20 protein-coding genes and 1 pseudogene are annotated in these 23,298 nt (G+C 72.5%); 8 read left to right on the top strand and 13 right to left on the bottom strand.

The window, feature by feature from the left end; all coding sequences use genetic code 11:
* Window positions 1-6: 6 nt before the first annotated feature.
* Together AB0G11_RS15020 and trpD are read right to left on the bottom strand one after the other, a co-directional pair.
* Window positions 7-435, bottom strand: a complete 429-nt coding sequence (locus AB0G11_RS15020; protein ID WP_219504975.1) for an Hsp20/alpha crystallin family protein — start codon at window positions 433-435, stop codon at window positions 7-9.
* A gap of 61 nt (window positions 436-496) precedes the next feature.
* Window positions 497-1,546, bottom strand: coding sequence for an anthranilate phosphoribosyltransferase (trpD, locus tag AB0G11_RS15015; RefSeq protein WP_357586293.1), 1,050 nt, complete (start codon window positions 1,544-1,546; stop codon window positions 497-499).
* A gap of 244 nt (window positions 1,547-1,790) precedes the next feature.
* Between trpD and AB0G11_RS15010 the strand changes: the two genes are divergently transcribed.
* From AB0G11_RS15010 to AB0G11_RS14990, 5 genes are read left to right on the top strand one after another with little or no spacing between them, the layout of a single operon-like run.
* Entirely contained in the window at window positions 1,791-2,537 is a 747-nt protein-coding gene (locus AB0G11_RS15010) for an SDR family NAD(P)-dependent oxidoreductase (protein WP_219504979.1), read from the top strand.
* Window positions 2,537-4,459, top strand: a complete 1,923-nt coding sequence (locus AB0G11_RS15005) for a GAF domain-containing protein (RefSeq protein WP_357586292.1) — start codon at window positions 2,537-2,539, stop codon at window positions 4,457-4,459. Before AB0G11_RS15010 ends, AB0G11_RS15005 begins: the two co-directional genes overlap by 1 nt.
* Before the next feature lie 30 nt (window positions 4,460-4,489).
* Window positions 4,490-5,761 carry an MFS transporter gene (locus AB0G11_RS15000; RefSeq protein ID WP_219504981.1) on the top strand — a complete coding sequence of 424 codons (1,272 nt, stop codon included), beginning with the start codon at window positions 4,490-4,492 and terminating at the stop codon, window positions 5,759-5,761.
* The gene (locus AB0G11_RS14995; RefSeq protein ID WP_357586290.1) at window positions 5,758-6,756 is read left to right on the top strand and encodes an alpha/beta hydrolase; all 999 of its coding nucleotides are present in this window, start codon (window positions 5,758-5,760) and stop codon (window positions 6,754-6,756) included. Before AB0G11_RS15000 ends, AB0G11_RS14995 begins: the two co-directional genes overlap by 4 nt.
* Entirely contained in the window at window positions 6,753-7,910 is a 1,158-nt protein-coding gene (locus tag AB0G11_RS14990) for a tannase/feruloyl esterase family alpha/beta hydrolase (protein ID WP_357586288.1), read from the top strand. Before AB0G11_RS14995 ends, AB0G11_RS14990 begins: the two co-directional genes overlap by 4 nt.
* Here AB0G11_RS14990 and AB0G11_RS14985 read toward each other — a convergent pair.
* The gene (locus AB0G11_RS14985) at window positions 7,895-9,892 is read right to left on the bottom strand and encodes a glycosyltransferase family 2 protein (protein ID WP_219504987.1); all 1,998 of its coding nucleotides are present in this window, start codon (window positions 9,890-9,892) and stop codon (window positions 7,895-7,897) included. The genes AB0G11_RS14990 and AB0G11_RS14985 overlap by 16 nt on opposite strands.
* A gap of 70 nt (window positions 9,893-9,962) precedes the next feature.
* Window positions 9,963-10,604 carry a lytic transglycosylase domain-containing protein gene (locus AB0G11_RS14980; RefSeq protein WP_308125745.1) on the bottom strand — a complete coding sequence of 214 codons (642 nt, stop codon included), beginning with the start codon at window positions 10,602-10,604 and terminating at the stop codon, window positions 9,963-9,965.
* Window positions 10,605-10,931: 327 nt separating this feature from the next.
* Between AB0G11_RS14980 and AB0G11_RS14975 the strand changes: the two genes are divergently transcribed.
* From AB0G11_RS14975 to AB0G11_RS14965, 3 genes are read left to right on the top strand one after another with little or no spacing between them, the layout of a single operon-like run.
* On the top strand, window positions 10,932-11,606 hold the full coding sequence (locus AB0G11_RS14975) for a response regulator transcription factor (protein ID WP_219504991.1): 675 nt from the start codon (window positions 10,932-10,934) through the stop codon (window positions 11,604-11,606).
* Window positions 11,606-13,030, top strand: coding sequence for a HAMP domain-containing sensor histidine kinase (locus AB0G11_RS14970; RefSeq protein WP_246644893.1), 1,425 nt, complete (start codon window positions 11,606-11,608; stop codon window positions 13,028-13,030). Before AB0G11_RS14975 ends, AB0G11_RS14970 begins: the two co-directional genes overlap by 1 nt.
* A complete protein-coding gene (locus AB0G11_RS14965) occupies window positions 13,027-13,539 on the top strand; it encodes a hypothetical protein (protein ID WP_357586286.1) in 513 nt (170 codons plus the stop codon). Before AB0G11_RS14970 ends, AB0G11_RS14965 begins: the two co-directional genes overlap by 4 nt.
* On the opposite strand, the gene AB0G11_RS14960 is transcribed toward AB0G11_RS14965, so the two are convergent.
* The 9 genes and pseudogenes from AB0G11_RS14960 to AB0G11_RS14920 form a co-directional block, all read right to left on the bottom strand.
* Window positions 13,529-14,797 (bottom strand): PhoH family protein, encoded by a 1,269-nt coding sequence (locus tag AB0G11_RS14960; protein ID WP_219505104.1) that lies wholly within the window; start codon window positions 14,795-14,797, stop codon window positions 13,529-13,531. The two genes, AB0G11_RS14965 and AB0G11_RS14960, sit on opposite strands and share 11 nt — an antisense overlap.
* Before the next feature lie 260 nt (window positions 14,798-15,057).
* Window positions 15,058-15,819 (bottom strand): isoprenyl transferase, encoded by a 762-nt coding sequence (locus AB0G11_RS14955; protein WP_049573692.1) that lies wholly within the window; start codon window positions 15,817-15,819, stop codon window positions 15,058-15,060.
* Window positions 15,820-15,872: 53 nt separating this feature from the next.
* A complete protein-coding gene (locus tag AB0G11_RS14950; RefSeq protein WP_357586284.1) occupies window positions 15,873-16,379 on the bottom strand; it encodes a hypothetical protein in 507 nt (168 codons plus the stop codon).
* A gap of 200 nt (window positions 16,380-16,579) precedes the next feature.
* Complete coding sequence (locus AB0G11_RS14945) at window positions 16,580-16,933, bottom strand: hypothetical protein (protein WP_357586282.1); 354 nt, start codon at window positions 16,931-16,933, stop codon at window positions 16,580-16,582.
* On the bottom strand, window positions 16,930-17,727 hold the full coding sequence (locus AB0G11_RS14940) for a DUF692 domain-containing protein (protein ID WP_308125746.1): 798 nt from the start codon (window positions 17,725-17,727) through the stop codon (window positions 16,930-16,932). The genes AB0G11_RS14945 and AB0G11_RS14940 overlap by 4 nt, the downstream gene beginning before the upstream one ends.
* A gap of 113 nt (window positions 17,728-17,840) precedes the next feature.
* Window positions 17,841-19,157: a serine hydrolase domain-containing protein gene (locus AB0G11_RS14935; protein WP_357586280.1), complete on the bottom strand. Its 1,317-nt coding sequence runs from the start codon at window positions 19,155-19,157 to the stop codon at window positions 17,841-17,843.
* A gap of 171 nt (window positions 19,158-19,328) precedes the next feature.
* Window positions 19,329-20,153: pseudogene (locus AB0G11_RS14930) on the bottom strand (TIGR04222 domain-containing membrane protein); the annotation flags it as partial.
* A gap of 217 nt (window positions 20,154-20,370) precedes the next feature.
* On the bottom strand, window positions 20,371-21,294 hold the full coding sequence (locus tag AB0G11_RS14925) for a TIGR04222 domain-containing membrane protein (RefSeq protein WP_357586278.1): 924 nt from the start codon (window positions 21,292-21,294) through the stop codon (window positions 20,371-20,373).
* 59 nt (window positions 21,295-21,353) lie between these two features.
* A complete protein-coding gene (locus tag AB0G11_RS14920) occupies window positions 21,354-23,147 on the bottom strand; it encodes a phosphoenolpyruvate carboxykinase (GTP) (RefSeq protein WP_357586276.1) in 1,794 nt (597 codons plus the stop codon).
* Window positions 23,148-23,298: the final 151 nt, after the last annotated feature.

Here is a 23,298-nt window from a genome sequence, read left to right as displayed (position 1 = left end):
CCGGTGTCAGGCGTTGATGGCCTTGGGCGTGGTCCGCTGGATCTCCACCTTGCGCGGTCTGGCGCGTTCGAGGACGGGGATGCGGACGGTGAGGACGCCGTTGTCGTACCCCGCGTCGATGCGCTCGCTGTCGAGGTGTTCCGACAGGTAGACGCGCCTGGTGAAGGTGCCCATCGGGCGCTCGCGGACGAACAGCCGCTCGCCTTCGCCGATCTCCTCCTCGCGGCGCGCGCTGACACTCAGGACGCCGCGGTCGACGGTCACCTCGATCGAGCCGGGCTCGACGCCGGGCAGGTCGAAGCGCAGGATGACGTCGTCGTCGCGGCGGAGCCCGTCCATGGCCATCGCGGCTCCGTCGTCGAAGGTCTGGCGGGCCAGGCGGTTGAACTGGCGCTCGAACTCCTGGAAGAACGGGTCGATCGACGTGAGCAGCATCCGAACCTCCTTGAAACTCGGAGTGGCTGTAACCTCCAACTGCAGTTGCAGGTTAACTCCATTACGAGTTGGAAGCAAGTGTCCGGGTGGCCGCTGACCAGCGGGCGAGCAGATCCGCGGCGCCGCCTGAGTCGACGGCGTCGGCGGCCCGCTTGTACGCGCCCTCCAGGGCCTGGGTGAGCCCCTCGGCCGGGGGCGCGCCGTCGGCGGCCACCAGCGCGGCGGCGGCGTTGAGCAGCACGATGTCGCGCACCGGCCCCGGCGTCCCGGCGAACACGGCGCGGGCGACGGCGGCGTTGTGCCGGGCGTCGCCGCCGCGCAGCTCGTCGGGCGTGGCGCGCGGGATGCCCAGCTCGGCCGGGTCGAAGGAGGTGGGCGTGACCGTGCCGCGCCGCACCACCCAGACCGACGACGGCCCGGACGTGGTGAGCTCGTCGAGCCCGTCGTCACCCCGGAAGACCAGCGAGGAGCCGCCGCGCTCGGCCAGCACGCCCGCGATCACCGGCGCCATGCGCGGATGGAACACACCGACGGCCTGGGCGGCGGGCAGCGCCGGGTTCGTCAGCGGCCCCAGGAAGTTGAACACCGTGGGCACGCCCAGCTCCCGGCGGGCCCGCGAGGCGTGTCTGAGCGCCGGATGGAAGGTCGCGGAGAAGCAGAACGTGATGCCCGCCTCCTCGGCCACCCGCGCCACGGCCGCCGGAGGCAGATCGACGACCACGCCGAGCTCCTCCAGCACGTCGGCCGCGCCGGTGGTGGAGGACGAGGCCCGGCCGCCGTGCTTGACCACCTTGGCGCCGGCCGCGGCGGCGACGACGGCGGCCATGGTGGACACGTTCACGGTGTTGGCGCGGTCGCCGCCGGTGCCGACGAGGTCGACCGTGTCACCGGGAATCCTGATCGCGGACGAGCCGGCGAGCAGCCCGTCGGCCAGGCCGGCCACCTCCTCGACCGTCTCCCCCTTGGCGCGCAGCGCGACGGCGAAGGCGGCGATCTGCGCGTCGGTGGCCCTGCCGGACATGATCTGCGACATGGCCCAGGCCGCCTCGCGCGCCGACAGGGAGCTGCCGCCGAGAAGCGTGGTGAGCAGTGCGGACCAGGTGACGGTCATGAGGACGCCCTTTCGTGTGTCGGGGAGCTCGACAGGGCGTCGCGGGAGCTCCCGGCGGGCCGCCTCGTCGAGGCGGCCAGGGATGCGTATGCGCTGGTGGGACCGCCTAGGAGGCGGGCCACCACTGGGACGGATACGCGATCACGCGGACAGGCTATCAGGTGCGCCGGACCACATAGGGAAGCGGTCAGGTATGTCGTCCCAGCCCATGCGTGCCGGAGCCGCGACCGCCTAGGGTCGGAGCATGGAGCTGACGGGGCGCACTGCGCTCGTGACGGGGGCCGGGGGCGGGATCGGCGCGGCGTGCGCCCGGCGGCTGGCCGCGGGCGGGGCCCGGGTGCTGGTCGTCGACCGGCGGGGCGACCTGGCGCGCGAGGTCGCGGCCGAGGTGGGCGGGCTGGCCGTGCAGGCCGACCTGGCCGAGCCGGGGTTCGCCGGCGCGCTGCCCGATGAGCCGGTCGACATCGTGGTGAACAACGCGGGGTTCCAGCACGTGGCGCCGATCGAGGAGTTCCCGCCCGACGTGTTCGCCGCCATGATGCGGGTGATGGTGGAGGCGCCGTTCCTGATCGCCCGCCGGGTGCTGCCGGGCATGTACGCACGGGGCTGGGGGCGGATCGTCAACATCTCGTCGGTCCACGGGCTGCGCGCCTCGCCGTACAAGGTGGCCTATACGACCGCGAAGCACGCGCTGGAGGGGTTCAGCAAGACGCTGGCGCTCGAAGGGGCGCCGCACGGGGTGACCTCCACCTGCGTGTGCCCGGCGTACGTGCGGACCGGGCTGGTCGAGGGCCAGATCGCCGACCAGGCACGCGCGCACGGCATCGCGGCGGACGAGGTCGTCGAGGACATCATGCTCAGGCCGGCGGCGATCAAGCGGCTGATCGAGCCGGAGGAGGTCGCCGAGCTGGTCGCCTACCTGTGCGGGCCGGCCGGGTCGTTCATCACCGGCGTGTCGCTGCCGGTCGACGGCGGCTGGACGGCGCGGTAGTGGTCAGGCGGTTCCTCGAACTGCTGGCCAGGGAGGCGTCGGCGGTCGAGTTCGAAGGCCCGGTCATCGAGGCGCGGGCCGCGGGCGCCGACCCGGCGGCGATCGAGGAACTCGAACGCGCCAAGGTCGAGGCGCTGCGCGTGCGCGCCCTGCTCAGGCGCCGGGCCCGGCGCGAGGCCGAGCTGTCGGCGCTCTACGACACGGCCGGCGACCTGGCCGCGCTGCGTGACCTCGACGCGGTGCTGGAGGCGATCGTGCACCGGGCCAGGCAGCTCCTGGCCACCGACACCGCCTACCTCACGCTGCACGACCCCGACCGCGGCGACACGTACATGCGGGTGACCGACGGGTCGATCTCGGCCAAGTTCCGGTCGCTGCGGCTGGCGATGGGGGCCGGGCTGGGCGGGCTGGTGGCGCAGACGGCGGTGCCGTACTCGACCGCCGACTACTTCGCCGACGCCCGGTTCCGGCACAAGGACGACATCGACGAGGCCGTCCAGGAGGAGGGGCTGGTCGCGATCCTGGGCGTGCCGCTGCGGCTGGGCCAGCGGGTGATCGGCGTGCTGATGGCGGCCAACCGCAGCGCCAGGCCGTTCCACCAGGAGGAGGTGTCGCTGCTGGCCAGCCTGGCCGCGCACGCCGCCGTCGCGATCGACAACGCCAGGCTGCTGCAGGAGACCAGGAACGCGCTGGAGGAGCTCTCCCAGGCGCACCGCACCGCGCGGGCGCACGCGGAGGCGGTGGAGCGGGCCGCCACGGCGCACGACCGCATGACGTCGCTGGTGCTGCGCGGCGGCGGCATCGAGGACGTGGCCGCCGTCGTCACCGACGTGCTCGGCGGCTCGCTGGCCGTGCTCGACGACCTCGGCCGCCCGCTCACCGGCCACGTCGCCGGCCTGACCGATCCCGTACGGGCTGCCGGGCCGGACGCGGACGCGCCCGGCGGGGTGGACCCGGGGGTGCTGGAGGCGGCGCAGGCGTCGCGGGCGCTGGGCCGCACCGTGCGGCGGGGCGACCTGTGCATCGCGTCGGTGGACGTCGGCGGCGAGCCGCTGTGCACGCTGGTGCTGCGCAGCGACGACGCCGACGAGCGCATCCTGGAGCGGGCCGCGCTGGTGTGCGCGCTGCTGCTGCTGTTCCGGCGCAGCGTCGCCGAGGCCGAGGGCCGGGTGCGCGGCGAGCTGCTCGACGACCTGATCTCCAGGCCCGGCTCCCCCGGGCTGGCCGACCGGGCCAGGCGGCTCGGCATCGACCTGACGGCCCCGCACGTCGTGGTCGTCGCCCGGCACGACGGGCAGCGCGAGCGCGCCGCGTTCTGGGCCTCCTCGCAGGCCGCTCAGCGCCACGGGCTGGCCGCCGCGCGGCCGGGCGAGGTCGTGCTGCTGCTGCCCGGCCGCGACCCCGGCGCGCTGGCCCAGCGCACCGCCGGCGACCTGTCGGCGTCGCTCGGCACCCCCGCGACCGCGGGCGCCTCCGCCCCGGAGACCGGCCCCGTCGGGGTCGCGCGGGCCTACCGGGAGGCGCGGCGGTGCGCGGACGCGCTCGTCGCGCTCGGGCGCGCCGGTGACGGCGCGAGCGCCGGCGAGCTGGGGTTCGTCGGGCTGCTCATCGGCGAGGGCAGGGACGTGCCCGGCTTCGTGGCGGGCGCGCTCGGCCCCGTCATCGAGTACGACGCCCGCCGGGGCACGGCGCTGGCCGCCACCCTGGCCGCGTACTTCGGCTCCGGCATGTCGCCGTCACGCACGGCCGAGACCATGCACATCCACGTCAACACCGTCACCCAGCGGCTGGACCGGGTCGCCAAGCTGCTCGGCGACGGCTGGCAGGAGCCGGAGCGCGCCCTGGAGATCCAGCTCGCCCTCCGCCTGCACCGGCTCGGCCACACACCCTCCAGCCAGAGTGTGGGGCCCGCGACCATATGAGTGACGCGGGTCACTCCCTAGCGTGACGGCATGGCCACTTCCATCAAGAAGATCGTCGGCGCGAGCCTGATCGGCACCACCATCGAGTGGTACGACTTCTTCCTGTACGGCTCGGCAGCCGCACTCGTGTTCAACCAGCTCTTCTTCCCCGAGTCCGATCCGCTCACCGGGACGCTGCTGGCGTTCCTCACCTACGCCGTCGGCTTCGTCGCCCGCCCGCTCGGCGGGCTGGTGTTCGGCCACTTCGGCGACCGCGTCGGCCGCAAGACGCTGCTCGTGGTCAGCCTGCTCATGATGGGCGTCGCCACGTTCCTGATCGGCTGCCTGCCCACGTACACGGGCATCGGCGCGGCGGCGCCGCTGCTGCTGACCGGGCTGCGCCTGGTGCAGGGGTTCGCGCTGGGCGGCGAGTGGGGCGGCGCGGTGCTGATCGTCTCCGAGCACGGCGACGCGAAGCGGCGCGGCTTCTGGGCGTCCTGGCCGCAGGCGGGCGCACCGGGCGGCAACCTGCTGGCCACCGGCGTGCTGGCCGCGCTGGCGGCGTTCCAGTCGGACGAGGCGTTCCTGGCGTGGGGCTGGCGGGTGCCGTTCCTGCTGTCGGGCGTGCTGGTGCTGATCGGGCTCTGGATCCGGCTGACGATCACCGAGTCGCCGGTGTTCCAGCAGGCCGCCCCGGAGAAGGCGCCGCCGATCGTGGGCGTGCTGCGGCACCACTGGCGGGACGTGATCATCGCGATCGGCGCCCGGATGGCGGAGAACATCTCCTTCTACCTGATCACGGTGTTCGTCATCACCTACGCCAAGACGACCGGTCTGGACAACTCGACCGTGCTCGGCGCGGTGCTGATCGCCTCGGCGATCCACTTCGTGACGATCCCGCTGTGGGGGGCGCTGTCGGACCGGTTCGGCCGCCGCCCGATCTACCTGGCGGGCGCCGCGGGCGTCGGACTGTGGATCTTCGCGTTCTTCCCGCTGATCGACACGGGCAACTTCCTGGCGATCACGCTGGCCGTGACGGTGGGGCTGCTGTTCCACGGCATGATGTACGGCCCGCAGGCGGCCTTCTTCTCGGAGCTGTTCGGGACGAGGATGCGATACACCGGCGTGTCGATCGGCGCGCAGCTCTCGGCGATCGTCGCCGGCGCGCTGGCCCCGATCATCGCGGTCCAGCTCCTGCGGGAGTTCGGCAGCAGCCTGCCGATCTCCGCCTACCTGGCGCTCGCGTCGGCGCTCACCCTGGCCGCCGTCTACGCCGCCAAGGAGACCCAGGGCCGCGACCTGGCAGAGAGGATCCGCGCGTGAAGATCACCACGCCGAGGCTCACCCAGCACGTCAGGACCGTCGAGGGCCGCACCGGCGAGCCGGTGCTGTTCGTGCACGGCAACGTCTCCTCCGGCGCGTTCTGGCGCGACAGCATGGCCGCGCTGCCCGGCGGCTTCCGCCCGCTCGCGGTGGACCTGCGCGGCTTCGGCGAGAGCGACCCGGAGCCGGTCGACGCCACGCGCGGCGTCCGCGACTTCTCCGACGACCTGGCGGAGCTGGCCGAAGCCCTCGGCCTGACCGCGCTCCACCTGGTCGGCTGGAGCATGGGCGGCGGCGTCGTGCTGCAGCTCCTGCTCGACCACCCGGCCCTGGTCAGGAGCGTCACGCTGGTGAACCCGGTGTCCCCGTACGGCTGGGGCGGCACGCACGGCCCCGACGGCACGCTCACGCACCCCGACGGCGCGGGCGCCGGAGCCGGCGCCGCGAACCCCGACTTCGTCACCCGGCTGAAGGCCGGCGACCTGTCGGACGAGTCGCCCGCCTCGCCCCGCTCGGTCTTCCGCGCCACCTACGTCAAGCACCCGGTGCCCGACGAGGACTTCTACGTACGGGCCATGCTCACCATCCGCGTCGGCGAGGCCAACTACCCGGGCGACCCGGCCACCTCGGCGGCCTGGCCGCACGTCGCGCCCGGCAAGCACGGCGTGCTCAACGCCCTGGCCCCCACCCACTTCCGGCTCGACGGCCTGCCGCAGGTCGAGCCCAGGCCGCCCATCCTGTGGATCAGGGGCGCCGACGACCTGATCGTCTCCGACACCTCCCTGTACGACCTGGCCCACCTCGGGGCGCTGGGCGTGGTGCCCGGCTCCCCCGGCACGCCCGCCCAGCCGATGGTCGCCCAGACCCGGGCGGTGCTGGAACGCTACGGCCGCTACCGGGAGGCCGTGCTGGACGACTGCGGCCACAGCCCGCACCTGGAGCGGCCCGCCGACTTCGACCGGCTGCTGGCCGCGCACCTCGAGGAGGCACGATGATCGTGGCCATGTCGCTCGTGGCGAGCCTGCTCGTGCCCGGCGGCCCCGGCGGGCTGACCGTGCCGGGCGCCGAGCACGCCGTCACCGCCCGGCTCGACGACCTCACCACCGCCGGCACGGTCGCCAGCGGCCACACCGACCCCGCCGACTGGGCCGGACTGCACCCGGCCGCCACGGTCAACCCCACCGGCGTGCCCGGCGTCCAGATCGACGGCTACTTCCCCGACACCTCCACCACCAACGCCACGCACGGCTGGAACCACGACTCCCAGTTCGTCATCCGGCTGCCCGACGACTGGAACGGCGGCCTGGTCGTCACCGGCACGCCGGGCAACCGGGAGCAGTACGCCAACGACTTCACGATCTCCGACTGGGTGCTGGCCAAGGGTTACGCGTTCGCCGCCACGGACAAGGGCAACACCGGCCTGGACTTCCACACCGACGGCCGCCGCCCCGGCGACGCGATCGCCGAGTGGAACGAGCGCGTCACCCAGCTCACGCTCGCCACCAAGGCCGTCGTCAGGCAGCGCTACGGCAGGAAGCCGGCCCGCACGTTCATGGCCGGGATCTCCAACGGCGGCTACCTGGTCAGGTGGCAGCTGGAGAACCGCGGTCACCTCTACGACGGCGGCCTCGACTGGGAGGGCACGCTCTGGCGGCTCAAGGGCGACAACCTGCTCGGCTACCTGCCGGAGGCGCTGAAGGCGTACCCGGACCCGGAGGGCGTGCGGCGGGCCGGGTTCGCGGCGGGCTCGGAGTTCCTGTGGCCGTTCCACCGGCAGCACTACTGGGAGCTCACCCAGCAGCTCTACCAGCGTGAGCTGGACCCGTCCTACGAGGGCGCCCCGGCCGACTACGACTACGCCGAGCGCAGGCCGTACGCGGCGGTGGCCAGGATCGCGCTGACCGGCAGGATCACCAAGCCGCTGATCACCATCCACGGCACGCTCGACTCGCTGCTGCCGATCTCGCGCTCCTCCGACGTGTACGCCGAGATGGTCGGGCCGCACCGCCCCTTCCGCTATCACCGGGTGGAGGGCGGCAACCATCTCGACGGCCTGGTCGACGCCCACCCCGGCAGGCTGACGCCGATGCTGCCGGTGTTCCGCGAGTCGTTCGCCGAGCTGGAGGCGTGGGTTCAGTCCCGCAGGTAGCGGTGCTTGTGCGCGCGGGCCAGCCGCACCATGTGCCGCGCGCCGGGCAGCCGCCGGCCCAGCCGGTGCAGCCGGGTGTCGCGGCCCATCGGGGAGCGCCGCTTCGGGTCGGCGGCGGTGGCCGGGTGCACGGTGACCCGGCCCTTGCGCACCTCCAGCGCGAACCGGAGCCCGACCTCCTCCTCCGGGCCCCGCAGCACCGGCAGCCACACGCCGGTCCCGAGCTCGTCGCGGCCCGGCATCCTGCGCTTGATCGGCAGCTTGGCCACGAGCTGCCCGGCGATCTTGCCGGGCACCCCGGCCTCGGCCAGCGCGGGCGCCGACACCTCGCGCGGCCTGCGGCCGGTGCCGCGCAGCACCAGCTCCAGCGGCGGCCCGCCGCTCGGCGGCAGGTACGGCACGGGCAGCACCACGAACAGGCTCTCGCCGACCAGCTTGGTCTCCACGCCCGGCGACACCAGCGCGATCGACTCGGTGAACGTGCGCGGCTCCACGGCCAGGCCGAACTCGCCCGCGTCGGTCCAGCAGGGCACCACGAGCCGCATCCTGGGCCGCTGGGCCAGCACGCCGAGGCAGTTGAGCGGGCCCTCCGGCCGCCCGACCCGGCTCCTCGCCTGGTGGGCGCCGCCGAACATGCGCACGTGCACCTCCCACTGGCCGGGCCTGAGCGGCTCGCCCTGCGCGGCCGCGGTCACGTCGACCCTGGCCTCGCCGACGATGCGCACCCGGGCGTGCTTGCGGCCGTCAGGCACCCGTTCGACCTGGTAGGCCACCGGCAGGAAGTGCACGTCGCCGGACTCGGCGTGCCGCAGGTAGACCTCGATGCGGGCACGTTCGACGGATTCGCTGACGTCGGTGACGCTCTGCGGGAGCAGCTTGGGGTCGACGGCCCTGGGCGGCCGCCAGTGCAGGCGATCGTCGTCGACGCGGAAGCGCTCGGGCTTGCCGTCGCCGCTCAGCACCTCGACCTCCAGGCCGAGCACGAGCACCTGGGCGTCCCAGCGCACCTCGGTCAGCCCGGCGCTCAGCCCGGCCCGCCGGGTGGAGTTGGCCAGCATGACGAGCTGGTCGAGCCGGCCGGCGCGGATCAGCGCGGCCACGGCCCTGAGCTGGACGGGCAGGTAGCGGTCGAGCCGGTCCGGGAACCGTTCGGCCACCAGCTCCTGGATCATGCGGAAGTAGGCGCCCCGGTCGGTGGACGACCCGGCGAACGCCGACGACAGGAACGGCCGCAGCACCGCCGAGCGGAACCAGAACGCGTACATGCGGTCCCGCTGCCGGCCCTCGCCCACGTACGCGTCGATGTCGCGCAGCAGGGCGCGCAGCTCGCGGACGGCGGCGCGCGGCTCCTCGGGGGCGGGCGGGCGTTCGCCGAGGTGGCAGCAGACCTGTTCGGCGAGGACGGCGATGACCTTGGCCTGGAGGTAGCAGCGGACGGCGAACGCCTGCTCGGCGATGGCCCCGCCGGGGACGGCGAAGCCGAGCTCGTGCTCCTCCAGGAAGGCGCGGCGGTAGAGCTTGTGCGGGGTGAGCAGGGTGAGCAGCCGGTCGCGCAGGATGTCGGCGCGGGCCTTGCTGCGGCCGAAGGCGGTCATCGGCGGCCCGCCGTCGCGCACCAGGCGGCCCACCAGCACGTCGGCGTCGGTCTCGACGGCCCGCTCGTGCATGCGCTCCAGCGCGTCCCGCTCCAGCCGGTCGTGCTGGTCGAGCAGGTAGACGTAGTCGCCCCGGGCGGAGGCGATGCCGACGTTGCGGCCGCGCATGGGCGAGCCCGTGTGCGGCAGGTGCAGCACACGCACGTTGCGGCGCACGGCGGCGACGGTGTCGAGCCGTTCGGCGATGCCGTCCGTGGACCCGTCGTCCACGAAGATCACTTCATACGCGTCCGGCGGCAGCGTCTGCTCCAGTGTGGAGCGGATGCACGCGTCGGCGGAATCCCCCGGGTTGTGGACATTGACGATCACACTGACCTTCACACCCATGCGGCCAGCGTGCGCGGTCATACACGGCGGGGCCTGACGGCTTGCCGATTACAGGAGGAATGCTGACCTGTTAATACCATCCCCTGGCCTGCGAGTGCCCCCAGGCGCCGCAAGGGGTGCCGTAGCGGCCCTTGATGTAGCCGAGGCCCCACTTGATCTGGGTGGCGGCATTGGTCTGCCAGTCGGCGCCGGCGCTGGCCATCTTGCTGCCGGGCAGCGACTGGGGGATGCCGTAGGCGCCGGAGTAGCGGTTCATCGCCCGCTCGTTCCAGCCGCTCTCCTTCTGCCAGAGGTTCTCCAGGCAGCCCCACTGGTCGGTGCCGAAGCCGAACGAGGACAGCATGGCCTTGGCCGTGGCCTTGTTGCTGCCGGGCGAGGGGTCGCTGCCGGGCGGGAAGTTGGCGGGCGGGAAGCCGTCGCCGCCGGGCGCCTGCTTCTTGATCTCGATGACGTCGAGCGGGTCGTCGTTGGCCGCCCGGCCCTCCTTGAGCTTCTTGGCCCTGTGGGCCTGGAGCGCGGCCTCCTTGAGCTGGTCGGCCTCGGGGTCGGGCGAGTAGAAGTCGCCGCTGGCCATCCGGCCGAGGTCCTCCAGCGAGAGCGGGTCGGCCGGCGGGGCGCTGGCGTTCTCGATGGCGCGGTAGGCGACGAAGCCGCCGCCGCCGAAGACGATCACGGCGGAGAGGCCGATGATCACGACTCGCTTGGGGGTCACCCGCGAGCGTCGGCGTGCCGAGCGGGGGACGCTGCGCGACGGGCGCTCACTCAACCTGGGACCTGGGCTCACGATCCATGAGCTTGCCGTGACTTGGGGGGTGCTGCGCAACCGGAACCGGGGATTCGCTTGGCCGTACCTTGGCCAACCAGCAGGTTACCGGCAACTGTGATTTTGGTCACACTGGTTGGCCCGCCCCTCGGGCACCCGTAACCGAGGGGAGGGCCGATTCATACGCTGTTACAGGGGTTTAAGGATCAGGCAAGAGGCGCGTCACAGTTTCATGACACAACCCGGATATACCTGACAAGCCGGAATAATGTGCGAGTGGCAGGCATCCTTCTCGTCGAAGACGACCCCTCGGTCCGCACAGCTCTGGAGCTGGCGCTGGCCCGGCAGGGGCACTCCGTCACCTCCTACGCGACGGGTGAGGAGGCCCTGGACCACATCCGGTCACGCCGTCCCGAGATCGCCATTCTCGACGTCATGCTGCCCGGCATCGACGGCGTCGAGGTGTGCCGCCGCATCCGCAAGCTCGACCAGCTCCCCGTCATCCTCCTCACCGCCCGCGGCGACGACCTCGACGTGGTCGTCGGCCTGGAGGCCGGCGCCGACGACTACGTGGTCAAACCCGTCGAACCACGCGTGCTCGACGCCCGCATCCGCGCCATCCTGCGCCGCGCCGAATCCGCCTCCTCCGACCGCATCACGTTCGGCGACCTCATGATCGACCGGGGCGCGCTCAAGGTCACGCTGGCCGGCAAGGAGATCCACCTGACGCCCACCGAGCTGCGGCTGCTGCTGGAGCTGGTGCGCCACCCCGGCCAGGTGCTCAACCGGCGCTACCTGCTGCGCGCCGTCTGGGACCACACGCACGTGGCCGACTCCCGGCTCGTCGACGCCTGCGTACAGCGGGTCCGCGCCAAGATCGAGCCGAGGCCGGCCGAGCCGGTGTTCATCCACACCGTCCGCGGGTTCGGCTACCGGTTCAGCCCTCCGTGATGAGGCTGCCCACCGGGTTCCGGGCGCGCCTGGTCATCACCTTCACCCTGGTCGCCGTGACCGCGTCGGTCCTGGTCGCCACCATCGGCTTCGAACTGGCCAAGTCGGCGCTGGTCAAGCGGGCCGAGGATTCCGCCGTCGACCTCATCTCCCGGGAGCTCAGCCGGATCACCTTCCCCATCGGCCGGCTGCGGCCCGGCGAGGCCGCGCCCAGCACCCGCGAGCTCGGCTACCTGACCCAGGCGCTCGACGGGCCCGGCCGCAGCGTGGTGATCGAGTACGGCAACCTGACGAACGCCGACGGCCCGATGACCATGACCGACGTGCCGAACGAGCTGCACGGCCGCGCCAAGCAGATGGTCGTCTCCCAGCGCCAGCTCCTGCGCGGCGAGCTGTGGCTGATCGTCGGCGCCGAGGTCTACCGCGACCACGGCGCCGGCCCCGAGGCCACCGGGCTGCGCGCGTTCGTCTTCTTCCCCATGCGCGACGAGGAGAGCCAGCTCGCCACCCTGCGCTCCAAGCTCGCCCAGGGCGGCTCGGCCATCGTGGGCATAGCGCTGATCGTGGCGCTGCTGTCGGCCCGGCAGGTGCTGCTGCCCGTACGGCGGCTCAGCGCGGCCGCCCAGGCGCTCGGCGAGGGCCGCCTCGACACCCGCCTGCCCGTACGCGGGCAGGACGAGCTGGCCGAGCTCACCGCCCGGTTCAACGACGCCGCGGCGGCCCTGGAGCTGAGCGTGTCCGAGCTGCGCTCCCTGGAGGCGATGTCGCGCAGGTTCGTCGCCGACGTGTCGCACGAGCTGCGCACCCCGCTGACCGCCATGACGGCCGTGGCCGACATGCTCTCGGAGGAGGCCAACCGGCTCCCGCAGGCCCCCGCCGAGGCCGTACGGCTGGTCCTGCGCGAGATCGAACGGCTGCGCGAGCTCGTCGAGCACCTCATCGAGGTCAGCCGCTTCGACGCGGGCACCGCCACGCTCAACCTGGAGGAGGTCAACGTCGCCGACGCGATCCAGGACTGCCTGGAGGTGCGCGGCTGGAGCGAGAAGGTCCGGGTGAACTCCTCCCGCAGCCTCCTCGTCAGCCTCGACCCCAGACGCTTCGACGTCATCGTCGCCAACCTCGTCGGCAACGCCCTCAAACACGGCGAACCGCCCGTGATGGTCAGCGCGAGAGCCACGGACAACGGCCTGGAGGTGAAGGTGCGCGACCACGGCAAGGGCATCCCGCCGGAGGCGATGCCGCACGTCTTCGACCGCTTCTTCAAGGCGGGCTCCGGCCGCGCCCGCAGCCAGGGCAGCGGGCTGGGCCTGGCGATCGCGCGCGCCAACGTGCACCTGCACGGCGGCACGATCTCGGTACGCGCCCAGCACCCCGGCGCGCTCTTCACCGTCTGGCTCCCGCACAACAGGAGCCCGCTGGCATGAGACGGACCCTGGCCGGAGCCCTGCTGCTGCTGACGGCGGCGTGCGGCATCGCCCCCACCGACGTGGTCGACCGGGCCCGGGCGCCCGTCGTCGACATCCCGCCGCCCTCGAAGACCATCTACCTGCTCAAGGACGGCGAACTGTCGCTGGAGCCCGCCGACGTCCAGTCCGACTCGGTGAGCAGCCTGCTGAACGCCCTGTTCGCGGCCTCCACCAAGCCGCTCGGCGACCTGGACACGGCGCTGCGCGGCTTCACGCTCGAACGCATCGAGGACTCGCTGAACCCCGTCCCGCGCGACGAGGTCAGGCTGCCCAGGACCTCGACGCTCACCATCTACATCCGCGGCGATGGAACCCTGACCAGGGTCGGCAAGGCCCAGATCGTCTGCACGGCCCAGCAGGACCCCTCCGTCGAGGACATCAGGATCGTGCAGACGTACGGAGACCGCCGCCCGGCCAGGCGCGAGGGCGGTCTCCAGTGCCCGGAGCAGGTGAGCCCTAGAGGGTGATGTCCTCCAGCATCTCCGTCACCAGCGCGGCGATCGGCGAGCGCTCCGACCTCGTGAGCGTCACGTGCGCGAACAGCGGATGGCCCTTGAGCTTCTCCACCACCGCGACCACGCCGTCGTGCCGCCCGACGCGCAGGTTGTCACGCTGGGCGATGTCGTGCGTGAGCACCACGCGCGAGTTGGCGCCGACCCGGCTGAGCACGGTCAGCAGGACGCCGCGCTCCAGCGACTGCGCCTCGTCCACGATCACGAACGCGTCGTGCAGCGACCGGCCGCGGATGTGGGTGAGCGGAAGCACCTCCAGCATGCCCCGGTCGAGCACCTCGTCGATCACCTCGGGCGTGGTGACCGCGCTCAGCGTGTCGTAGACCGCCTGCGCCCACGGGCCCATCTTCTCGCCCTCGGTGCCCGGCAGGTAGCCCAGCTCCTGGCCGCCCACCGCGTACAGCGGGCGGAACACCACCACCTTGCGGTGCTGGCGGCGCTCCAGGACGGCCTCCAGGCCCGCGCAGAGCGCCAGCGCCGACTTGCCGGTGCCGGCCCGGCCGCCCAGCGACACGATGCCGATCTCCGGGTCCATCAGCAGCTCCAGCGCGATGCGCTGCTCCGCCGACCGGCCGTGCAGCCCGAACACCTCGCGGTCGCCGCGCACCAGCTTGACCGACTTGTCCGGCTGGACCCGGCCGAGCGCCGAACCCTTCGCCGACAGCAGCCGCAGCCCGGTGTGCGCCGGCAGGTCCCTGGCCTCCTCGAGATCGGCCGTGCCGCTGTCGAACAGCGTCTCGACGTCCTCCGCGGTCACCTGGACCTCGGCCATCCCCGTCCAGCCCGACTCGATCACCAGCCCGGCGCGGTACTCCTCCGCGGCCAGGCCGATCGAGGCCGCCTTGACCCGCATCGGCAGGTCCTTGGAGACGAGCACGACGTCACACCCCTCGGCGGCCAGCGAACGGGCCACCGTCAGGATGCGGGTGTCGTTGTCGCCCAGGCGGAAGCCCACGGGCAGGATGGACGGATCGCTGTGATTGAGCTCAACCCTGATCGTGCCGTCGCCGGTCGGCATCGGCTCGTCCAACCGGCCGTACTGAACCCGCAGGTCGTCAAGGTAGCGCAGGGCCTTTCTGGCGAAGTAGCCCAGCTCGGGATGGTGCCGCTTCCCCTCCAGCTCAGTGATGACGACGATCGGCAGAACGACGTCGTGCTCCGCGAAGCGGGTCATGGCCGCCGGGTCGGCGAGCAGGACCGATGTGTCGAGCACGTACGTGCGCTTGGCCGAGTTGGACGAAGGGTTGCTCGAGGACACTGCCACACGTTCTCCCCCGGGCGCCCATGGGGACGGGCGCCCTGCAGACGAGGCGGGAATCGGACCGGGCCCGTGTCCCCGACCGCGACATGCCACCGGGGGCGCCGGACTCCGGCCCCCCTCGGCAGTGTTGGCGCAAAGGCGGGCCCTTTCCGGAGCGTCCGGCCTGCGGCCGGACACTTCCAACGTTACGTCCTGGATACCCAGATGTCCCGTCAGGAACCGTAACGCCGGTGTCTCGCAGCGTAATCGCGCAGCGCCCGCAGGAAATCGACCCTGCGGAAGTCGGGCCAGTATGCCTCGTGGAAGTAGAACTCTGAATGAGCGCTCTGCCACAGCATGAAGCCCGACAGACGCTGCTCGCCCGAGGTCCGGATGAGGAGATCCGGGTCGGGTTGGCCGCGGGTGTAGAGATGCTCCGCGATATGTTCGACATCGAGCACCTCGAAGAGGTCCTCGATGCTCGCGCCCTTGCTCGCATGCTCCTGCAGGAGTGAGCGCACCGCATCGGCAATCTCACGCCTTCCTCCATACCCAACTGCAACGTTCACAATCAGGCCGGGACGGTGCGATGTTGCTTCTTTCGCAGTTTTTAGGACATTAGCCGTGCGATCCGGCAGCAGATCGAGCGCGCCGACCGGGCTGATCCGCCAGCCCTGGTCCACCAGCTCCTGCGTGACGTCCTCGATGATGCGCAGCAACGGCTCCAGCTCCTCGCTGGGCCGGTTCAGGTTGTCGTTGGACAGCATCCAGACCGTGACGACCTCGACACCCGTCTCACGGCACCAGCCGAGCAGCTCGGAGATCTTGTCCGCGCCCTTGCGGTGGCCCTTGGCCACGTCACTCATGCCCATGGCACGCGCCCAGCGGCGATTGCCGTCAATGATCACCCCGACGTGCCGGGGAATGCTGTCTTTCGACAGCTTGGCCTCCAACCGGCGCTCATACAGCCGGTAGACCAGATCGCGCAGGCCCACGGAGTCCCTCCAGCGCTGGCGTGCCTCAGGTCGGATGACCTAACAGGCAATTATCACCGCGTTTCGCCCGTGCCCGTGCCTGAACGCGATAGTTCTTCACAACAGATGATCTCGGCCTCGTCGACCAGGCCACGAACGAAGCCCGCCAGCTCCGCCGACGTCAGCACCGCCCGCGCCCCCTGCCCGCCGGCGCCCCAGGCCTCCACGAACGCCCGCCGCGTCAACCGCCACGCGCCCCGCCCGCCCGGCCGCGGCTCCCACACCGGAATCGTACGCAACCAGCAGCCCAGCTCGCCCCCCGCCGCCCCGCCCCGCCGCGTCCGATACCGGAACGAGAACAGCTCCCCGCCCTCCGGGAACCGGTCATCCGGATCCGGCCACCGCCCCGCCTCCCCCTCGTCCCGCCGCGCCTCCTCCACACCGCCCGCCAGCCTCGCCAGCAGCCAGCCGCACCGCTCCCCGACCGTCCCGTACGGCAGCCCGTCACGCCACAACGCCAGCGTCACCTCGTACGGCCTGCCCGCCCTGTCCACGCACGCCACGGGCGTCACATCCAGCACCGACCCGTCCACACACCGCAATCCCCCCACCCCGCTCACCCTTCCCACCCAGCACCAACCAACCCCTTCCCCGGCAGGGCGTACGCAGCCGCAAGCAGGTGGGAGGGCACGCCCGCCCCCCTGGCAGGACCGCCGCAGGCAGCCGGGAGGGCGCGCCTGCGGCCCGGCCGGCGCCGCCCGTCCTCACGCGCACGCCGGGGTCATCGGTGGCGGTGGGGGAGGAAACGGGCCCACCACGGGGGCTTGGGGGGCGGGAGGAGTTTGCCTTGGCTGGTGAGCCAGGCGGCGAAGTCGTCGGCGTCGGCGCGGTAGCCGGGCGGCGGGGTGATGCGGGAGGCGGCGTACGCGGCGAAGTCGGCGGCCAGGTCGGGCCCCGAGGCGGCGGCGGCGTCCGGGCGGAGCCTGGCCACGACGCTACGGCGTTTGGCGACGAGGCTGTTCGCCTGGATGCGCAGCCGTTCGGGGTCGAAGCCGTCGGGCGGGGGCGCGCCGGTGACCAGGGCGGCGATCAGCCGTTGCTGGGCCCGGGCGAGGTCGTCGCGCTCGCCGGTCATGCCAGTGCCGCCCGGATGCGGGAGAGCTCGGCGGCCAGGGCGTCGTCGCTGGGGTAGTGGTCGTCCCATTCGAGCAGGACGCCCGGCGGGTCGACGCGGGCGCGGAGCTGGGCGAGGACGTCGAGGACGGCATCGGGGACGGCCGTGGTGTGGGTGTCGTGCCAGACGCCGTCCCGTTCGTACCCGCCGGCCACGTGGACGTACGCGAGCCGTTCCAGGGGCAGGGTGTCGAGGGCGTGGGCGGCGTCGAGGCCGAGGTTGACCTGGTTGGTGTAGAGGTTGGCCACGTCGATCAGCAGGTGTACGCCGGTGCGTTCGACGAGTTCGGTGAGGAACTGGGCGTCGGTGAGCTCGTCGTCGGGCCAGCCGAAGAGGGCGGCGACGTTCTCCAGGGCGAGCGGCACGGGGAGGGCGTCCTGGGCCTGGCGGACGTTCTCGGTGACGACCTTGAGCGCGTCGCGGGTGCGGGGCACGGGCAGGAGGTGGCCGGCCTCGATGCCGCCCGCCCTGACGAACGCCAGGTGCTCGCTGACCAGCGGCGCGTCGAGGGCCTGGGCGCAGGCGGCGAGGTGGGCGAGCGTGGCGGGCGAGGGCGGTTCGGCGCCGCCGACGCCCAGGCTGACGCCGTGCGGGATGACGGGCAGGCCGCGTTCGCGCAGCAGCCGCAGTGAGTGCGGGAGTGCCGCCGGGCGCACGTTCTCGGCGATGACCTCCACGAACTCGACGCCCGGCAGCCGTTCGACGGTCAGGTCGATCTCCGCCCGCCAGCCGATCCCCACACCCAGCCGCTTCACGCACCCTCCCCGATCGTCAGGTTCCGGCGTCGCCGCCCATGAAACCGCCACCTGCCCGCCCGGGGAAACCCCCGGGCGGGTGACCTTCGTCCCTCCCGTCGTCCGGCGCCTGGTCAGCCGGTGGGCTGTCCGTCGCAGAGCGCCGCCTTGACGAGCCCGTCCAGCAGCTTCGGGTAGGCGGCCATGTCGAGTTCGGCGTCTCCGGCGGTCAGCGAGGCCGTCACGGTCCTGCCGCCGTCGGGCGAGCTGTACATCAGCGCCGCGTAGCCCGCCGGGGGGCTGCCGTTGTGGTTGACCACGGTGCCGCAGCCGGGACCGAGGTCCTTGACGAACACCCCGAGGCCGTAGCGGCCGTAGAGGGGGTCGCTCTTGGCGTGCGGCTCGCGCATCTCGGTCAGCAGCCCGGGCGGCAGGAGCTTGCCGCCGTTGAGCGCGGAGAAGAACGTCCGGAGGTCCTCGGTGGTCGAGATCATGTCACCGGCCCCCGCCAGCAGGGTGTTGTTCTGGCGGGAGACGTCGGCCACCTTCCACTGGCCGGCGTCCTGGTAGCGGAAGTAGCCGTGGGCGTACGGGCCGGGCAGCCGGGTCCGGTCGCCCGGCACCACGGTGCCCGTCAGCCCGAGCGGCCGCACGACCCGCCGCTTCAGCTCCGCGTCGAACGAACGGCCGGTGACCTTCTCGATCAGCAGCATGGCCAGCGTGTAGTTGGTGTTGGAGTAGCTCCAGTCCGCCCCCGGCGCGAACTTCACCGGCTTGGACAGCGCGAACCGCACCAGCTCCTGCGGCCGGTAGGAGCGGAACCGGTTGTCCAGCCACTCCTTGCCCGTCGCGGGGAGACCGGGCACCCATGAGCCGTCGGGGGCGAGGTCGCCGGTGTAGTTGAACAGGCCGCTGGTGTGCTGCAGCAGCATGCGGACCGTGATCCGCCGGTCCAGCCCGAACTCGGGCAGGTAGCCGTCCACCGGGGAGTCCAGCCCGAGCTCGCCCTCGGCCACCAGTTGCAGCACCACGGTCGCGACGAAGGTCTTGGTGACGCTGCCCACCCAGGTGTGCCCGTTCGCGGGCGGCTTCGCGCTCGCGCCCAGCTTGCGCCGCCCGGCGCTGCCGGTCCACTCGCCCCGCTCGTCGCGCACGCGCACCTGCACGCCGAGGAACCCGGCGTCGACGAACGCCTGGACGGCCTGCTGCAGCTCCGGGCGGTCCTGGCCGGCGTCGTGCGACACGGCCGCGCTGCTGGTGGCGGCGGCCGCGCCCGGCGCGACAGCCGGGGGCGCGATGGCCCCGGCCAGCAGCCCGACCGCCAGCGCTGTGACCGCCATCGGCCGGAAGACGGTGTGCCGGCGTCTCGGCGCGCCGCCGTCGCGGCGGATCGTCCCGGTCGCTCCGGCGTGTCCTGCTGCGGAGGAGCCGTGGTTGCGTTGTTCCCTCATGACTGTCCCTGCCTACGGTGTTCGGTCCCAGGTGGCGGTCATGGACTGTCGTCAGCGACTCGCTGCACCGTCCATGACGTCCACGGTCGCCGGTCGCGCTGACGCCGGGCCGTCATCGGCCTGACGCCGCCGCTGACACGCGACTCCCGTACGGGACCGCGGGTGGCGGGGTCAGCCGCCGCCACAGCCTCCGCAACCGCCGCCGCAGCCGGAACCGCCGCCGCCGTCACCGCCTCCGCCTCCGCTGTCGCCGCCGCCGAAGTCGTTGCCGCCGACGCCGCCGCAACTGCCGCCCGCGCAGCTCGATCCGTACGGGACGTCCTGGCCTCGGGTGTCGAGCTCGGCTTCCAGCTCGGGGTCGCCCAGCTCGCCGAGGCCGTGCAGGGCGACGGGCACGGCGACCGGGACGGCGAGGGCGCCCATGCCGGACGCGGCGAGGACGCCCGCGGGGTGGGCGGAGCGGGCGAGGCGCAGGTGCTCGTGGGCGGTGTCCGTGAGCTGGTCGGCGAGCGCCCGCCGGCGGCGGTGCGCGATCAGGCCGGTGACGCCGGCCACGGCGAGGGCCGCCGCGCCGAACCCCACGACCAGCGTGTGCGGCACGGCCAGGAAGACGGCGAGCCCGGCCACGGCCAGGACGAGCGACACCGCCGACAGCGCCTTGAGCCGCCTGAGCAGCCGCCTGGCCGTCGCGTGGGAGCCGTCGGGCACGAGCAGCCCGTACCGGACGAGCTGGTGCCGCACGCCGTCCACGGCGGGGCCGTTGCCGACCTGGTGGCGTACGGAGGCGGCGGCCAGGCCCGTGGGCTGCGCCCGTACGGCGTCGAGGACGGCCCGCTCGACCGGCTCCTTCGGGCGGGAGGAGCCGGCGAGGCGGTGCAACTGGCCGCCGCGTGAGACGCGCAGCCGTTCGGAGCGGACCAGGACGGCGATGGCGGTGTTGACCACCCGTTTGGGCCCGCCCGCCAGGTAGGCCAGCTCGTAGGGGGTCAGGTCGCGGGTGCGGTCGCCGTCGCCGCCGGTCGAGTTCGGCCAGGGCGGAGACGGCCCGGGAGATGGGCACGGCCAGGGCGGCGCAGACGATCAGGGTGAGGACGAGCCCGGTGATGCTGTCCAAAGCGGCCTCCTCTTCGATGGAAGGTATCCGCGGACGACGCTGTCGTTGGAGAGACGATCGGCCCCGGCCGGACGGCTGTGCCGTGAAGGTCTCAAGAACCTATCCGCCGCCGCCGCAGCCGCCGCCACCCCCGCAGCCTCCGCCGCCGGAGGAGGAGTTGTCGGAGGAGGAGCTGCTGTCGCCGAAGCCCGACGAATGGTCGGCGTGGCTGCCGCAGACCCCGGTCGCGTCGCCGCCCGGGGCGCCTCTGGACAGCTCGTCAGTGATCACGGGGTCGCCGGCCGCGCCGAGCCCGTACAGGGCGACGGGAACGCCGACGGCCGCGGCGACGGACGTGCGGTCGCGGGCGGTGCGCGGGTGCGCCGAGCGCGCCGTCTTCAGGACCTGCCGCCCTTCGCGGGTGAGCACGGCGCGCAGCTTCTCGCGCTGGCGGAGGACCGTGGCGATCCCGTAGACCACGGTGAACAGGCTGATGGGCGTGAGGACGGAGACGTCGTCGGGGTCGCCCAGCAGACCGCCGGCGGTCAGGGCGAGGGCGGCGGCGTCGACGCCTATCACCACGAACAGCGCGGTCACCAGCAGGCGCATCCGGGAACGGGCGTGGTCGAGCGCGCCCTCGGGCACGAGCAGGCCGCGGCGGACGAGGCCGTCGGCCATCGCGGTCACCGCGCGGTCTTCGGCGAGCCCGCGCCGCACCTCCGCGGCGGTGCACCCGCCGGGCCTGGCCGCCAGGTAGTCGATCACCGCCTGCTCGACGGGCACGGGCGACGGCGCGGCGCCGTACACGAGGCTGACGCCGGCCCGTGAGACGCGGACGGCGCCGGCCGTCGCGAGGACGGTCAGCGCCGTGTTGACGGCCCGCCGGGGCCCGCCGGCCAGATAGGCCAGCTCATAGTGGGACAAGTGATGATCGATGCCGCTGGGCGGCTTCTCGGCGACCCGCCGTCGCGCGACGGCGACGTACGGCTCGGCGGCGATCAGGAACACCGCCGCCACGAGGACGGCGACGATCGATAAGTTCATCCACGACTCCCCCGGGTGCGGTACGGCCAAGCTAGAACGGCCGCACCGCACGCGCAAGGTCAGGAGAGCCGGTCGAGGAGGGCGTTGTACTCCTCCCACAGTTCCTTGGGCAGATGGGTGCCGAAGGTGTCGAAGTGGGCGGGGATCAGCGCCGCCTCCTCGCGCCAGACCTCGCGGTCGACGGTGAGCAGCGTGCGCAGGTCCTCCTCGGGCAGGTCCAGGCCCTCGGTGTCGAGCGTCTCCGGCAGCAGGCCGATCGGCGTGGGCACGGCCTTGGCCTCGCCGTTGAGCCGGTCCACGATCCACTTCAGCACGCGGCTGTTCTCGCCGAAGCCGGGCCAGATGAACTTGCCCTCGGCGTTCTTGCGGAACCAGTTGACGTAGTAGATGCGCGGCAGCTTGGCGCCCTTGCGACGGCCGATCTTGATCCAGTGGCCGAAGTAGTCGCCCATGTTGTAGCCGCAGAACGGCAGCATGGCGAACGGGTCGTGGCGCAGCTCGCCGACCTTGCCCTCGGCGGCGGCGGTCTTCTCGGAGGCGACGTTGGCTCCGAGGAAGACGCCGTGCTCCCAGCTCAGCGACTCGGTCACGAGCGGCACCGCGGTGGCGCGGCGGCCGCCGAACAGGATCGCCGAGATGGGCACGCCCTTGGGGTCCTGCCATTCGGGGGCGATGGTCGGGCACTGCGAGGCGGGTGTGGTGAAGCGGGCGTTCGGGTGCGCCGCGGGCTCGCCGCTGCCGGGCGTCCAGGGACGGCCCTTCCAGTCGGTGAGGTGCGCGGGCGGCTCCTCGGTCAGGCCCTCCCACCACACGTCGCCGTCGTCGGTGAGCGCGACGTTGGTGAAGATGCTGTTGCCCCAGAGCGTCTTGACCGCGTTGGCGTTGGTGACCTGGCCGGTGCCGGGCGCGACGCCGAAGAAGCCGGCCTCGGGGTTGATGGCGTACAGGCGGCCGTCGTCGCCGAAGCGCATCCAGGCGATGTCGTCGCCGACGGTCTCGACCTTCCAGCCGGGGATGGTCGGCTGGAGCATGGCCAGGTTCGTCTTGCCGCAGGCGCTCGGGAACGCGGCGGCGATGTAGCGGGTCTCGCCCGTGGGCGGAGTGAGCTTGAGGATGAGCATGTGCTCGGCCAGCCAGCCCTCGTCGCGGGCCATGGCGCTGGCGATGCGCAGCGCGTAGCACTTCTTGCCGAGCAGCGCGTTGCCGCCATAGCCGGAGCCGTAGGACCAGATCTCGCGGGTCTCCGGGAAGTGGCTGATGTACTTGGTGGAGCTGCACGGCCAGGCCACGTCGTCCTGGCCCGGCTCCAGGGGCGCGCCCACGCTGTGGACGGCCTTGACGAACTCGCCGCGCTCCTCGATGAGCCGCAGCGCCCGCTCGCCCATCCTGGTCATGATCCGCATCGAGACCGCGACGTACGGCGAGTCGGTGATCTCGACGCCGAGCTGGGAGATCTCGCCGCCCAGCGGTCCCATGCAGAACGGCACCACGTACATGGTGCGCCCGCGCATGCAGCCCTTGAACAGCTTGCCGAAGGTGCGGCGCATCTCGGCTGGAGCGATCCAGTTGTTGGTCGGGCCGGCGTCCTGCTCGCGCTCGGAGCAGATGAACGTACGGTCCTCCACCCGCGCCACGTCGCTCGGGTCGGACTTGGCGTAGAAGCTGTTGGGCCGCTTGGCCAGGCGGACGAACGTGCCCTGCTCCACGAGGAGGTTGGTCAGGCGCGTCCACTCCTCCTCGGAGCCGTCGCACCACTCGATCCGGTCCGGCTCGGTAAGGGTCGCTATCTCTTTCACCCACGCGGCCAATTCGCGATTGCTGGTCGGCGCGTGGACTTCCACGGAAACGGACACGACTGCGGCTCCTCCACTCTCTCAGGGCCCGCTCATCATTAACGACGACGGCACCCGAAAGCCAATTGGCATAGACCTCTGACTCGGGTGTCGCCGCAGGCAGCGGCCTCGACGATTGGGGGAGCCTACCCACCGGGACACGATTTAAAAG

The sequence above is a fragment of the Nonomuraea sp. NPDC023979 genome, assembly GCF_040639085.1.
GTDB classification, from domain to species: Bacteria; Actinomycetota; Actinomycetes; order Streptosporangiales; family Streptosporangiaceae; genus Nonomuraea; species Nonomuraea ceibae.
Note: the sequence above shows the minus strand (reverse complement) of the source record. Positions and strands in the feature narration are given on the sequence as shown.